12 protein-coding genes and 3 tRNA genes are annotated in these 13,477 nt (G+C 61.4%); all 15 read right to left on the bottom strand.

Features of this window, described 5'->3' with window-relative positions:
* A partial coding sequence (tuf, locus tag VE092_RS08075; protein WP_324875578.1) for an elongation factor Tu occupies window positions 1-1,016 on the bottom strand: 1,016 nt, incomplete at its 3' end.
* 80 nt (window positions 1,017-1,096) lie between these two features.
* Window positions 1,097-1,171, bottom strand: a tRNA-Thr gene (locus tag VE092_RS08070).
* Between the two features lie 46 nt (window positions 1,172-1,217).
* Window positions 1,218-1,291 (bottom strand) — tRNA-Gly (locus VE092_RS08065).
* 80 nt (window positions 1,292-1,371) lie between these two features.
* Window positions 1,372-1,457, bottom strand: a tRNA-Tyr gene (locus tag VE092_RS08060).
* 128 nt (window positions 1,458-1,585) lie between these two features.
* A complete protein-coding gene (locus VE092_RS08055) occupies window positions 1,586-2,848 on the bottom strand; it encodes an AmpG family muropeptide MFS transporter (RefSeq protein WP_077234961.1) in 1,263 nt (420 codons plus the stop codon).
* Window positions 2,849-2,952: 104 nt separating this feature from the next.
* On the bottom strand, window positions 2,953-3,555 hold the full coding sequence (gene metW / locus VE092_RS08050; RefSeq protein WP_006713312.1) for a methionine biosynthesis protein MetW: 603 nt from the start codon (window positions 3,553-3,555) through the stop codon (window positions 2,953-2,955).
* Complete coding sequence (metX, locus tag VE092_RS08045) at window positions 3,552-4,691, bottom strand: homoserine O-succinyltransferase MetX (protein ID WP_102664098.1); 1,140 nt, start codon at window positions 4,689-4,691, stop codon at window positions 3,552-3,554. The genes metW and metX overlap by 4 nt, the downstream gene beginning before the upstream one ends.
* 337 nt (window positions 4,692-5,028) lie before the next feature.
* Window positions 5,029-6,816 carry a phosphoenolpyruvate--protein phosphotransferase gene (gene ptsP, locus VE092_RS08040; RefSeq protein WP_324875573.1) on the bottom strand — a complete coding sequence of 596 codons (1,788 nt, stop codon included), beginning with the start codon at window positions 6,814-6,816 and terminating at the stop codon, window positions 5,029-5,031.
* A gap of 252 nt (window positions 6,817-7,068) precedes the next feature.
* Window positions 7,069-7,338 carry an HPr family phosphocarrier protein gene (locus VE092_RS08035; RefSeq protein ID WP_006713306.1) on the bottom strand — a complete coding sequence of 90 codons (270 nt, stop codon included), beginning with the start codon at window positions 7,336-7,338 and terminating at the stop codon, window positions 7,069-7,071.
* A gap of 59 nt (window positions 7,339-7,397) precedes the next feature.
* The gene (locus VE092_RS08030; RefSeq protein WP_324875570.1) at window positions 7,398-7,874 is read right to left on the bottom strand and encodes a PTS fructose transporter subunit IIA; all 477 of its coding nucleotides are present in this window, start codon (window positions 7,872-7,874) and stop codon (window positions 7,398-7,400) included.
* Window positions 7,874-8,842: a glutathione synthase gene (gene gshB / locus VE092_RS08025; RefSeq protein ID WP_324875568.1), complete on the bottom strand. Its 969-nt coding sequence runs from the start codon at window positions 8,840-8,842 to the stop codon at window positions 7,874-7,876. The genes VE092_RS08030 and gshB overlap by 1 nt, the downstream gene beginning before the upstream one ends.
* 38 nt (window positions 8,843-8,880) lie before the next feature.
* Complete coding sequence (gene gshA, locus VE092_RS08020; protein WP_324875565.1) at window positions 8,881-10,179, bottom strand: glutamate--cysteine ligase; 1,299 nt, start codon at window positions 10,177-10,179, stop codon at window positions 8,881-8,883.
* A gap of 382 nt (window positions 10,180-10,561) precedes the next feature.
* Entirely contained in the window at window positions 10,562-12,094 is a 1,533-nt protein-coding gene (locus VE092_RS08015; RefSeq protein WP_324875563.1) for an ammonium transporter, read from the bottom strand.
* Between the two features lie 15 nt (window positions 12,095-12,109).
* Window positions 12,110-12,448 (bottom strand): P-II family nitrogen regulator, encoded by a 339-nt coding sequence (locus tag VE092_RS08010; RefSeq protein WP_006713297.1) that lies wholly within the window; start codon window positions 12,446-12,448, stop codon window positions 12,110-12,112.
* A 12-nt stretch (window positions 12,449-12,460) separates the two neighbouring features.
* Window positions 12,461-13,243, bottom strand: coding sequence for a TorF family putative porin (locus tag VE092_RS08005; protein ID WP_324875561.1), 783 nt, complete (start codon window positions 13,241-13,243; stop codon window positions 12,461-12,463).
* Window positions 13,244-13,477: the final 234 nt, after the last annotated feature.

Genomic DNA, 13,477 nt, shown 5'->3' with positions numbered 1-13,477 from the left:
TCAGTGGTACGGAAGTAGAACTGCGGACGGTAGTTGTTGAAGAACGGGGTGTGACGGCCGCCTTCATCCTTCGACAGAACATAGATCTCGCCGGTGAAGTGCTTGTGCGGCTTGATCGAACCCGGCTTGGCCAGAACCTGGCCACGCTGCACGTCTTCGCGCTTGGTACCACGCAGCAGCACGCCAACGTTGTCGCCAGCCTGACCTTGGTCCAGCAGCTTGCGGAACATTTCCACGCCGGTGCAGGTGGTCTTCTGGGTGTCGGCGATACCGACGATTTCGATTTCTTCGCCGACCTTGATGATGCCGCGCTCAACGCGACCGGTCACCACGGTGCCACGACCCGAGATCGAGAACACGTCTTCCACCGGCATCAGGAAGGTACCGTCAACAGCACGTTCCGGGGTCGGGATGTAGGTGTCCAGCGCTTCAGCCAGGGCCATGATCGCTTGCTCGCCCAGGGGACCGGTGTCGCCTTCCAGCGCCAGCTTGGCCGAACCCTTCACGATGGGCAGGTCGTCGCCAGGGAACTCGTACTTCGACAGCAGTTCACGGACTTCCATTTCCACCAGTTCCAGCAGCTCTTCGTCGTCCACCATGTCAGCCTTGTTCAGGAAGACGATGATGTAGGGAACGCCGACCTGACGCGACAGCAGGATGTGTTCACGGGTCTGGGGCATCGGGCCGTCAGCGGCCGAGCACACCAGGATCGCGCCGTCCATCTGCGCAGCGCCGGTGATCATGTTCTTCACATAGTCAGCATGGCCTGGGCAGTCAACGTGTGCGTAGTGGCGGTTGGCGGTTTCGTACTCGACGTGCGCGGTGTTGATGGTGATGCCGCGCGCCTTTTCTTCAGGCGCTGCGTCGATCTGGTCGTATGCCTTCGCTTCGCCGCCGAACTTCTTCGACAGAACGGTTGCGATTGCAGCGGTCAGGGTGGTCTTGCCGTGGTCAACGTGACCGATGGTGCCGACGTTCACGTGCGGCTTGGTCCGTTCAAACTTGCCTTTTGCCATCTTAGACTCCTAAATTTGATGAGAATGTCCAGGCAACACGCCCGACTGATTACTGACTTGTCAGCGATACGACGAGAAACTGGTGCCCTTGACGTGGATTGAACACGTGGCCTCTCCCTTACCAAGGGAGTGCTCTACCACTGAGCTACAAGGGCATTTTTCCGACTGCACAACAACCAAACATGCAACCGGACCAAAACTTGGAGCGGGTGAAGGGAATCGAACCCTCGTCTTAAGCTTGGAAGGCTTCAGCTCTACCATTGAGCTACACCCGCGAGGAAACAACTTTCACTTCACAACCGCCGCGTCTTTCGATCGCGTATGTACTGCAGGACTGCTTTGACTCCCGGCCTAATGGTGGAGAGGGCTGGATTCGAACCAGCGTACTCGTAAGAGGGCAGATTTACAGTCTGCTGCCATTAACCACTCGGCCACCTCTCCGTGCAGGGAACTCAAAACTATAGAGGAACATCTCTGGACTGTCAACTATATTTTCGCTTCAGGGCCAAATATTTCATCGACTGCCGGATATTGCTCAGAGGAACGACCCGCGACGTTTTTTCGAATCTTCAGGCTTTTTGTGTCTGCGACTCAACCGGCTTTTCATTCCAGGGCGCAATTCTAGGCAACATCAGCATTCCAGGCAAGGCCAGAACGAAGCAAATCAGAAAAAAATTTAACCAGCCGGTGTCGGCGACGATGTAACCGACCGAAGAATTGACGAAAGTCCGGGGTACGGCCATCAAACTGGTGAACAGCGCAAACTGGGTGGCGGTATAGCGTGGATCGGTCTCGCGCATGATATAGGCGACGAAGGCCGTGGTGCCCAGGCCGACGCCGAAGGCCTCCAGTCCGATCACCACGGCCAGCACCGGCAGGCTGGCGCCGACGTGGGCCAGCCAGGCAAAGCCCAGGATAGGCACCGCCTGCAGCACGCCAAACACCCACAGACCCCGATTGATGCCCAGCCGCACCATCCAGATGCCACCGATGATGCCGCCGGCCACGCTGGCCCACAGGCTGGTGGTCTTGGAAACCACACCGATCTCGGTCATCGAGAAGCCCAGGTCGATGTAGAACTTGGTGGCCAGCGCCGTGGCCATGCTGTCGCCCAGCTTGTAGAGGAAGATGAAGCCCAGCACCCAGAGCGCATTGCCCCAGCCGCCACGGGCGATGAATTCGCGGAAAGGCAGCACCACGGCTTCATAGAGGCTCTTGGGCGGCGTCCCATAGACCTTGGGCTCCTTCACCAGCAGCGAGCACAGCAGGCCCGGCAGCATGAAGGCGGCGGTGATCCAGAACACAGTGGACCACGGCATCTGGTCGGCCAGCACCAGCGAGAGCGCACCCGGCACCATGCCGGAGAGCTTGTAGGCGTTGACGTGGATGGCGCTGCCCAGGCCCAGTTCAGCCTCGGGCAGGATTTCACGCCGGTAGGCGTCGATGGCGATGTCCTGGCTGGCCGAGAGGAAGGCCACCACCGAGGCCATGAAGGCGATCGTGCTGACATCGGTCAGCGGGTCCAGCATGCCCATGCCGCCGATGGCGAGGAACAGCAGCAGCTGCGTGAACACCATCCACCCGCGTCGCCGGCCCATGCCACCGAAGTGGAAGCGGTCCATCAGCGGCGACCAGACGAACTTCCAGGTGTAGGGAAACATCACCAGCGCGAACAACCCGAGGGTCTTCACGTTCAGGCCCGACTTGGCCAGCCAGGCCTGCAGCAGGCTCAAGAGGATGAACAGCGGAAGGCCGGAAGTGAAGCCGAGGAAGACGCAGATCAGCATGCGCCGGTTCAGGTATTGGTGCCAGGAAGCGGCGGGTGCAGTCATGGGCGGGTCGGCTCGAAAAACGCGGGATATGAAAGAAAAAACGCCGGAGGCCAGCGATGGGGCGCTGCCGGACCGGCGTCTGCGGGGCATGTGAAGTTTGTCGCTTATTTCTTGCGCAACCTGAACACAGCCAGGCTGCCGCGCCAGTTGGGCAGGTAGCGTACCGGCTTGCCGTCCTTCAAGGCCACGCACTCCAGCACTTCCAGCCCGACCTGGTTGGCCAGCGCCTCGAAGTCCCTGATCGTGGCGCAGCGCAGGTTCGGCGTATCATACCACTGGTAGGGAAGGCTTCTGGAGACCGGCATGCGCCCCCGCAAGAGCGCCACCCGGTGCGGCCAGTAGGCGAAATTGGGGAAGGACACCGTCACCTCGCGCCCGACCCGGGCGATCTCGCGCAACGTGCCTTCCACGTCCTTGACCATCTGCAGCGCCGACAGGCACAGCACGGTATCGAAGGCATTGTCCTCGAACATGGCCAGGCCGCCATTCAAGTCCTGCTGGATCACCGAGACGTCGCGCGCCACGCACTTGGGAATCTGCGCGTCATCGATCTCCACCCCATAGCCGGAACAGCCCTTGTCGGTCTGCAAATAATCCAGCATCACGCCATCGCCACAGCCCAGGTCCAGCACCTGCGACTTCTCGCGCACCCAGTGGGCGATGAAGGCCAGATCGGGGCGCAACGCGCTCAATTGTTCGAAAGTCATGCGCGGCCCTCCTGCTGCAGTTCGGTCCAGATGCTGGCGTAGTATTCGCGCACCACCTTCATGTAGCGCGCATCGTCGAGCAGGAAAGCATCATGCCCGTGCGGCGCGTCGATTTCCGCATAGCTCACGCGGCGCTTGTTGGCCACTAGCGCCTGCACCATCTCGCGGCTGCGTTCCGGCGAAAAACGCCAGTCGGTGGTGAAGGACACCAGCAGGAACCTGGCCCGTGTGCGGGCGAAGGCCTTGGCCAGGTCGCCGCCGAATTCACGCGCCGGGTCGAAGTAGTCCAGCGCCTTGGTGATCAGCAGGTAGGTATTGGCGTCGAAGTAGGTAGAAAACTTGTCGCCCTGGTAACGCAGGTAGGACTCGATCTCGAAGTCCACGCCGTAGCCGAACTGGTACTGGCCGGAGCGCAGGTCGCGGCCGAATTTCTCGGCCATGTCGTCATCCGACAGGTAGGTGATGTGACCCACCATGCGCGCCACCCGCAGACCGTTCTTGGGTACCACGCCATGCGCATAGAAATCGCCGCCATGGTATTGCGGATCGGTCAGGATGGCCTGACGCGCCACGTCGTTGAAGGCAATGTTCTGGGCCGACAGCTTGGGGGTAGAGGCGATCACCAGGCAATGACGCAGGCGATCCGGGTACATCATGCTCCAGGCCAGCGCCTGCATGCCGCCCAGCGAGCCGCCCATGACGGCGGCAAAGCAATCAATGCCCAGACGGTCCGCCAGGCGTGCCTGGGCATTGACCCAGTCTTCCACCGTCACCACCGGAAAATCGGCGCCATAGGGCTGGCCGGTGGCCGGATTGGGGTGCATGGGGCCGGTGGAGCCGAAACAGGACCCCAGGTTGTTCACGCCGATGACGAAGAAGCGGTCGGTATCGAGCGACTTGCCCGGGCCGACCATGTTGTCCCACCAGCCGACGTTGTCGGGGTCGTCGGCATAGACGCCGGCCACATGGTGGGACGCGTTGAGCGCGTGGCACACCAGCACGGCATTGGATTTGTCGGCATTGAGGGTGCCGTAGGTTTCATAGGTCAGCGAATAATCGGCCAGCGCGGCGCCGCTCTGTAGCGGCAGGGGCTGGTCGAAATGCATGACCTGGGGCGATACGATTCCGATCGACATGATGTTTCTGCGTAAGTGACTCGGCGCCAGGCGATCCTTGGGGATCAGGGCTGGCGGTCGCTTCGCCGCAATGAGCTGGAGCCCGTCTTCGGAGCACTGGTCACGGGCAACAAAAAAGCCCGGAAGCAATGCTTGCGGGCTCACTCATCGATGGGGCTGGGGCTGGTCTTGGGAAGAACTGCTGATCCAAGCTCGCTTTAGCCGCATTTAGATGGGATCAGGATCCCGGCGCCCGCAAGCTGAAGTTGGTCAAACCGTTCAAATCGGCGCAGTGGCGTAAGAATACCCAAGTCGGGCAGGCCCGTCAAACGACGCTGCCCGGCCAGCGCGGCGCAGCTCAGCGTCGCCTTGCCACCTTGGCTTCGACCGCCGGCACTTCTGCGTGCAGGGCCTGCAGTTGCGCCATGGCCGCGCTGATGGCGGACGGTTCGGAGGCGCGCAAGACCTTCTTGACCTGTGGTTCCAGCAGACGCAGGTCGCTGTTGAGGATCTCGTTCTTCACCGACAGGATCTGCGAGGGATGCATGGAAAATTCCAGCAGGCCCATGCCCAGCAACAGGCGCGTCCATTTCAGGTCGCCCGCCATTTCACCACAGACCGAGACCGGAATACCGGCCTTGCGTCCCTGGGCGATCACCGTCGAGAGCAGGAACAGCACTGCCGGATGCAGCGGGTCATAGAGATGCGCCACTTCGTGGTCGACGCGGTCGATGGCCAGCGTGTACTGGATCAGATCGTTGGTGCCGATGGAAAGGAAGTCCAGGCGCTTGATGAACAGGGGCAGTGCCAGTGCCGCCGCCGGAATCTCGATCATGGCGCCCACCGGGATGTCCTCATCGAACTTCTGCTTGCGATCGCGCAGCTGCTGTTTGGCCTGCTCGATCATCGTCAGGGTCTGGTCGATCTCGAAGGCATGCGCCATCATCGGGATGAGCAGCTTGATCGGCCCATACGCGGAAGCACGCAGGATGGCGCGCAGCTGCGTGAGGAACATCTGCGGCTCGGACAGGCAATAACGGATGGCGCGCAGACCCAGGGCCGGGTTCAGGGCGGTTTCCTCATCCTCGTCCAGCGGCTTGTCGGCACCCACGTCGAGCGTACGGATGGTGACCGGCCGCCCCTTCATGGCGATGACGACCTGCTTGTATGACTCGCACTGTTCATCCTCGGACGGGAATTTCTCCAGATGCCCGGCGCGCCCCATGAACAGGAACTCGGAGCGGAACAGACCGATGCCCATGGCCCCCGCCTCGAAGGCCGGCGCGGCGTCGCCCGGCAGTTCAATGTTGGCCAGCAGCGTGACGGGTTCGCCATCCTGGGTAATGGCCGGGGTCTTCTTCAGGCGCGAGAGCTTCTTGCGCTCGCGCAGCAGGCGCTCCTGGCGGGCACGGTACTGCGCCAGCACCAGCGGCGAGGGATCGACGATGACCACGCCGGCGTCGCCATCGATGATCAGCACGTCGTCGTGCTTGACCAGCACCGAGGCGTTATGCATGCCCACCGCGGCCGGAATGGCCAGGCTGCGGGCGACGATGGCGGTATGCGAATTGGGCCCGCCCAGGTCAGTGACGAAGCCGGCGAAGGCACTTTCGCGGAACTGCAGCATATCGGCCGGCGAGATGTCGTGGGCCACCACGATGATGTTGGCGGCCGCTTCGCCGCTGGGTGGCAGGTGGCTGGCGCTGCCGGTCAATATCTTGAGAATGCGCTCGCCGACCTGCTGGATGTCGGCCTTGCGCTCGCGCAGGTAGGGGTCTTCGATCTCGTCGAACTGCGCCGACAATTCCTCGATCTGGGTCACCAGCGCCCATTCGGCGTTGTAGTAGCGGTGACGGATGATGTCCTGCGGCACTTCGGCCAGCATCGGGTCCGACAGGATCAGCGAGTGCACATCGATGAAAGCGCCCAGCTCGGGGGGCGCATCCTTGGGCAATTCGGAGCGGATGGTATGCAGTTCCTGGTGCACCGCCTTGACGGCGCTCTTGAGGCGCGCGATCTCGGCCTCGACCTGGTCGGGCGCGATCAGGTAGTGCTTGACGTCCAACGCGGCCGGCGCCATCAAGTGCGCGCGTCCGATGGCGATGCCTTGCGACACCGCGATTCCATGTAAGCTGAAAGAAGCCATCGCGTATCTCCTGCCTGTGTTCTTATAGTCCGCCGTGTTGCCAGCGCGCGGTAGCCTGGAGCAAGTTACCGAACAAATAGCGGTTTGGCAATTGCAGGCAACAACGTCGCGGGGAGACAGTGATCACAGGCAGCGGGGGTGAACATTGTTTCAGGTCACGCCTATTCCGCGCGACCGCTTGCCACATCGCAAGAAGCATTCCAGCCGCGCCGCGATGTTGCGGCGCAAAACCGCAGGCGCGGTGGGAGCAGCTTACTGGCCTTCGCCGAACTTGTCGGCGATCAGCGCTTCAAGCGCCGTGAAGCATTCCTGCTCGTCGGCGCCATTGGTTTCCAGAGTCACCATGCTGCCCTTGCCGGCGGCCAGCATCATCACGCCCATGATGGACTTGGCATTGACGCGGCGCTTGTTGAAGGTGAGCCAGACTTCGCACTTGAACTTGCCGGCCAGCTGGGTGAACTTGGCCGAGGCGCGCGCGTGCAGGCCGAGCTTGTTGACGATTTCGAGTTCTTTTTGAATCATGTTCCGCTTTCGTTATTATCTTGCTGGCGCGCGGCAGTCCGTGACGCAAGGAAAATGGATCAGGCCGACGCCGCCACGCGGATGCGATTATCGATCCGCACCGCACCATTCTGGCCCCCTGCCAGCGCCATTTCAACCACCACATCCAGCGTGTCATTGCGATAGGTCAGAGCCCGCAGCAGCATCGGCAGGCTGATACCGGCAATCACCTGGACGTTGCCCAGACCACACAGGAAGCCCGTACAGTTGGAGGGCGTACCGCCCATGACATCGGTGATGACCAGCACGCCGCTGCCGTCGTCGAGGCGACCGACCGCCTCGATCGCGAGTTTCTGGACTTCCGCCGGATTCTGGTCGGCGATCACGTCGATCGCCTCCATCCGTTCGGGACGGCCGCGGAAGACGTGCGTGGCGGCGGCCAGGAAAGCTTGCCCCAGCGGGGCGTGCGTCAAGAGAAGAATACCAACCATGGAATTGTTGCCATCTGATGCGACGCGCTTTTCCCCGAGCAGCCCGTCATGCTCTGCCGATCCCATTATCTGATCGACCCTGTTGTTTCTGCTGCCCCTGCGGCGGCCTCCAGCGCGTCCACGAACATGGCCGCCACATCGAACCCGGTCTGCTGGGTGATTTCCTGGAAGCAGGTCGGGCTGGTCACGTTGATCTCGGTGAGATAGTCGCCGATGGCGTCCAATCCTACCAGCAACAGGCCACGTTCATACAGGATAGGACCGAGCGCCTCGCCGATCTCGATATCCCGCGCCGATGCCGGTTGTGCCTTGCCCAGCCCCCCAGCGGCCAGGTTGCCGCGCACCTCGTTGCCCTGCGGAATGCGTGCCAGCACATTGGGCACCACCTTGCCGCCGATCAACAGGATGCGCTTGTCGCCTGCGCTGATCTGAGGAATGAAACGCTGCGCCATGATCGTGCGTTGACCATTGTCGGTCAGGGTCTCGATGATGGAGCCCAGGTTCATGCCGTCGGCCTTGACCCGGAAGATGCCCATGCCACCCATGCCGTCCAGGGGCTTGAGGATCACGTCCTGGTGCTCACCGTGGAAATCGCGCAGGCGCTTGGCATCGCGCGTGACCAGGGTCGGCGCGGTGTATTGCGGGAACTGGGCGATGGCCAGCTTCTCGTTGTGACTGCGGATGGCCGCCGGCTTGTTGAACACGCGCGCGCCCTGCTTCTCGGCCAGCTCCAGCAGGTAGGTGGTGTAGATGTACTCCATGTCGAAGGGCGGATCCTTGCGCACGATCACCGCATCGAACTCGGAGAGGAAACAGGACGCCGGCTTGTCGGCCCGGTACCAGTCGTCGGCATCGCCGGTCAGCGTCACCTTGAAGGCATTGGCGGTCACCAGCCCGCTTTCCAGCACCAGGTCGCCCTGTTCGAAGGCATAGATGGCATGACCACGCCGCGCGGCTTCGCGCATCATGGCAAAGGTGGAATCCTTGTACGTCTTGAACGTATCCAGAGGATCGGCGAGGAAAGCGATTTTCATGAGACGGGTGTCCTGTTGGGCCTGGCGCAGGCCCGATATTAATAAACTTCCGGGTTGGGATCGGTCTTTTCCATCTCCACCGATGCCGCCAGCAGCGCCAGTCGCGCCACCACGCCATACATGTAGAAACGGTTGGGCGCGGCCGTCCCCGGCTTGGCGTGCATGTCCGGCAGGGCGTGCTGCTGGGCGAAGGCCAGCGGCACGAAATGCGCGCCGGGCGCATTGAGGTTCTCGTTCACGCCACGGTCGGCATGTACGCGATAGAAACCACCCACCACGTAACGGTCGATCATGTAGACCACCGGCTCGGCCACGGCCTGGTTGATGCGCTCGAAGGAGTGCACGCCTTCCTGCACGATCACTTCCGACACTTCCAGCCCTTCCTTGCCGGCCAGCATGCCGGTGCGCTGCTTGCGGTTGAGGTCCTTGATCTCGCTGGCATCCTTGACCGTCATGATGCCCATGCCGTAGGTACCGGCATTGGCCTTGATGAAGACGAAGGGTTGTTCCTTGATGCCGTATTCCTTGTACTTCTTGCGGATCTTCGACAGCAGCGAAGACACGCTGTCGGCCAGTGCGTCGGTACCGGTATTTTCCTGGAAATCGATGTCGCTGACCTTGGTGAAGAGCGGATTGAGCATCCAGGGATCGACTTCCACCATCTTGGAAAACTTCTTCACCACCTCATCATAGGCAGCGAAGTGATTGCTCTTGCGGCGCATGGCCCAGCCGGCATGCAGCGGCGGCAGCACGCTCTGCTCATGCAGGCCCTCCAGCACCGATGGAATGCCGATGGACAGGTCGTTGTTGAGCAGCACCGTACAGGGATCGAAGTTCTTCAGCCCCAGGCGACGACCATTGGCCGAGCGCTCCAGCGGCTCCAGGGTGATCTGGGTGCCGTCGGGCAGCTCCATGTGCTGCGGCTTGGTCACCCCCGGCGCCAGGGTCCCCAGGCGCACGTTCAGGCCGGTCTGGCGGAAGATCTGCATCAGCCGGCCGATGTTTTGCAGGTAGAAGGTATTGCCGGGCTGGTTTTCCGGGATCAGCAGCAGGTTGCGCGCGTCCGGACAGTATTTCTCGATGGCGGCCATGGCCGCCTGCACCGCCAGCGGCAGCATCTCCGGCGACAGGTTGTTGAAGCCGCCCGGGAACAGGTTGGTATCGACCGGCGCCAGCTTGAAGCCGGCGTTGCGCAGATCGACCGAGCAATAGAACGGCGGCGTGTGTTCCTGCCACTCCATGCGGAACCAGCGTTCGATGGCCGGCGTGGCGCCCAGGATTTTCTTCTCCAGCTCCAGCAGGGGACCATTCAGAGCGGTGACGAGATGCGGGACCATAAAAAACCTTAACGAGATGTAAATGCCGGCAGCGAGTGACGATTTTAGCGGATTCCTGCATCCGTGTTGCGACGCGGTATAGGCCGCTGGGCCGCGCTGTTGCCATTTCAGCCACGCCCCGGACCGGCCACGGTCGCTGCAAGGGCGTGGCTGGGACTATGCACATGGCGATGATGAAGGAATTTTAAAGAGCCCGAGTCAAATAGTCGGGAATTATTGCGTGACGAGGCAAAAGCGCATCACTCACCGCATTGCCGCGAAGAAATCTTCACTACAGGTCTCTTCCTGCCGGCCGGAAAATGAAAAAAGGCGCCCGAAGGCGCCTTATAAAGAGGCCGTTTCCAGCCCCGAAGGAATACTGCAGACTCGTTACAGCTGATGCTTAGTGATAGGCCGATTCGCCGTGGCTGGAAATATCCAGGCCTTCGCGTTCTTCCTCTTCGGTCACACGCAGACCGATGACGACGTCGACGATCTTGTAGGCGATGAAGGAAACCACACCCGACAGCACCACAGTGGTCAGCACGCCCTGGAACTGGATCCAGACCTGGCCGCCGATGGAGTAGTCCGGTGCCACGGCATTGGCAACGTAGTCGTAGATGCCGGTGCCGCCCAGGCTCGGTGCAGCGAACACACCGGTCAGGATGGCACCCAGGATGCCGCCCACGCCGTGCACGCCGAACACGTCCAGCGCGTCGTCCGAACCCAGCAGCTTCTTCAGGCCGCTCACGCCCCACAGGCACAGCAGACCAGCGATCAGGCCCATGACCACGGCGCCGATGACGCCCACGAAGCCGGCCGCCGGGGTGATCGCCACCAGACCGGCGACAGCACCCGAAGCAGCACCCAGCATGGAGGGCTTGCCCTTGCCGATCCATTCGCCGAAGCTCCAGGACAGCACGGCAGCAGCAGTTGCCAGGATGGTGTTGACGAAGGCCAGGGCAGCGCCACCGTTGGCTTCCAGACCGGAGCCGGCGTTGAAGCCGAACCAGCCGAACCACAGCAGCGAGGCACCGACCATGGTCAGGGTCAGGCTATGCGGCTTGAAGGCTTCCTTGCCGAAACCGATACGCTTGCCGATCACATAGGAACCGACCAGGCCAGCGATAGCGGCATTGATGTGCACCACGGTGCCGCCGGCGTAATCCAGCGCGCCCTTCTGGAACAGCCAGCCCGAGATCGCAGTCGCCTTTTCAGCGGCAGCAGCATCGGTGAAGGCGTCCGGACCCGGCCAGAACCAGACCATGTGGGCCATCGGCAGGTAGGAGAAGGTGAACCACAGGATCGAGAACAGGATCACGGCGGAGAACTTCACGCGTTCTGCGAAGGAACCGATGATCAGCGCCACGGTGATGGCCGCAAACGCACCTTGGAAGGCCACGAAGACCAGTTCGGGGATAACCACGCCCTTGCTGAAGGTGCCGGTGTTGGAATCACCCGTGAGACCATGCAGGAACAGTCGATCGAAGCCGCCGAAGAATGCGCCGCCCTCGGTGAACGCGATGCTGTAGCCGTACACGAACCACAGGATGTAGATCAGCGAGAAGATCATGAAGCACTGCATCAGCACCGACAGCATGTTCTTGCTGCGCACCAGGCCGCCGTAGAACAGGCCCAGGCCCGGCAGGGTCATGAGGATGACGAAGGCGGTGCAGACCAGCATCCAGGCGGTATCGCCCTTGTTGGGCACCGGTGCGGGTGCGGCGGCAGCGGCCGCCGGGGCGGCAGGAGCAGCAGCGGCAGGAGCGGCAGCTTCAGCCTTGGGTGCAGCCGGAGCGGCAGCGGCCGGAGCAGCGGCGGTGGCCGCGGCTTCAGGCTTGGGCGCGTCCTGCGCCTGGGCCGGGGCAGTAAAACCTACTGCAAACAGCAGCGCGCCAATGGCCAGCGCGCCGGAAAACATTTTCTTCATGCTCATTAGAGTTCCCCTTTTTTACAGAGCGTCTTTGCCGGTTTCGCCGGTACGGATACGGATCACATCCAGCAGATCCTGGACGAAGATCTTGCCGTCACCGATCTTGCCGGTGCGGGCTGCGGTCTCGATGGCTTCCAGCGCGCGCTCGACGATGGCGTCGTCCACCGCTGCCTCGATCTTGGTCTTGGGCAGGAAATCGACCACATACTCGGCGCCACGATAGAGCTCGGTATGGCCTTTCTGACGACCGAAGCCCTTGACTTCGGTCACGGTGATGCCTTGCACACCGATCGCGGAGAGGGCTTCACGCACCTCGTCCAGCTTGAACGGCTTGATGATCGCAGTGATCAGTTTCATACGAACCTCTTGTTAGAAAGTTTTGCTGATGGAGACGACGACGCCGTTCTTGCCGACGTTCTTGGCACCGTCCGATGCCGGAGTGGTAGCGAAGCCATCCTTCATGTCGGTACCGACATAGGCCACGCCCAGGGTGATGCCGGCAACTTCGTCGAAGGTCTTGGACAGGCCGATCTTCCAGTCGGTATAGCTGGCATCGCTGGGGTTGCCGCGCACGCTCTGGTGACCGACGTGCAGACCCAGCATCACGCCGTAGAAGGTCTCGAAGTTGGCACCCAGGTCGTAGTACTGGCTGTACTTGCTGTTGACCGCGCCGAACAGGTTGGTCAGCGATTGCGAATACTTGAAGTAGCCGGGCCCGTAACCGATCTGGCCGTACAGTTCGAAGGTATTGGCGTTCTTCAGGCCGGCGTTGGCCAGGGTGTTGCCCGGGTAGTAGTAGTACAGGCCGCCGACGTCGTAGGTGAAGCCGCCGCCAATGTCACCGCGCTTGCCGCCGTAGATGTCCCATTCGACATTGCCCTTGGTATCGGTACCGGTCAGTGCGCCAGCGTCCTTGATCCACTTGATGTTGGTCAGCCAGGTACCGGCGTACAGGCCGGTCGGGTTGTGCGTGTAGTCAGCGCCAACCTGCAGGGCCGGGTCGAAACGCGTCTGGGTCAGGCCGCGGTAGCGGTAATCGCTCACGACCGCAGCGTTGAAGCTCAATTCATTGTCTGGCTTGGCGTCCTCTGCACGGGCCACGGTAGAAACGAAGGATGCTGCGATGGCTGTTGCAAGAATCAGTTTCTTCATGACTTTCCCTCTGGTTTGTGTTTAACAGTTAAGTCTTTTTGTCTTTTGCCCAAACCATGTAGCAGGAGCCGTGCCATGTCCTTTCGGCAAGGCAGACTTGTGTTTTTGCTGGAAACCGGAGATTTGCAACGATTTTTTTCGACACCAGCTTCAAAATAGTGCACTCAAAGCGAAAATGCACGTCTATGGTGCGATATTGATTGCTTTTTGATAATCCTGCGTCAAACGAGGCAA

The organism is Herbaspirillum sp. (genome assembly GCF_035644555.1).
Classification (GTDB): Bacteria; Pseudomonadota; Gammaproteobacteria; order Burkholderiales; family Burkholderiaceae_D; genus Herbaspirillum.
This window is presented reverse-complemented; position numbering and strand designations above follow the sequence as displayed.

Excerpts from the sequence above, each read along its gene's own strand:
- metX (WP_102664098.1), bottom strand. The coding sequence starts at position 4,691 with ATGTCGATCGGAATCGTATCGCCCCAGGTCATGCATTTCGACCAGCCC.
- VE092_RS08015 (WP_324875563.1), bottom strand. The coding sequence starts at position 12,094 with ATGAGCATGAAGAAAATGTTTTCCGGCGCGCTGGCCATTGGCGCGCTG.
- VE092_RS08010 (WP_006713297.1), bottom strand. The coding sequence starts at position 12,448 with ATGAAACTGATCACTGCGATCATCAAGCCGTTCAAGCTGGACGAGGTG.
- VE092_RS08035 (WP_006713306.1), bottom strand. The coding sequence starts at position 7,338 with ATGATTCAAAAAGAACTCGAAATCGTCAACAAGCTCGGCCTGCACGCG.
- VE092_RS08005 (WP_324875561.1), bottom strand. The coding sequence starts at position 13,243 with ATGAAGAAACTGATTCTTGCAACAGCCATCGCAGCATCCTTCGTTTCT.
- VE092_RS08030 (WP_324875570.1), bottom strand. The coding sequence starts at position 7,874 with ATGGGATCGGCAGAGCATGACGGGCTGCTCGGGGAAAAGCGCGTCGCA.
- ptsP (WP_324875573.1), bottom strand. The coding sequence starts at position 6,816 with ATGGCTTCTTTCAGCTTACATGGAATCGCGGTGTCGCAAGGCATCGCC.
- gshA (WP_324875565.1), bottom strand. The coding sequence starts at position 10,179 with ATGGTCCCGCATCTCGTCACCGCTCTGAATGGTCCCCTGCTGGAGCTG.
- metW (WP_006713312.1), bottom strand. The coding sequence starts at position 3,555 with ATGACTTTCGAACAATTGAGCGCGTTGCGCCCCGATCTGGCCTTCATC.
- gshB (WP_324875568.1), bottom strand. The coding sequence starts at position 8,842 with ATGAAAATCGCTTTCCTCGCCGATCCTCTGGATACGTTCAAGACGTAC.
- VE092_RS08055 (WP_077234961.1), bottom strand. The coding sequence starts at position 2,848 with ATGACTGCACCCGCCGCTTCCTGGCACCAATACCTGAACCGGCGCATG.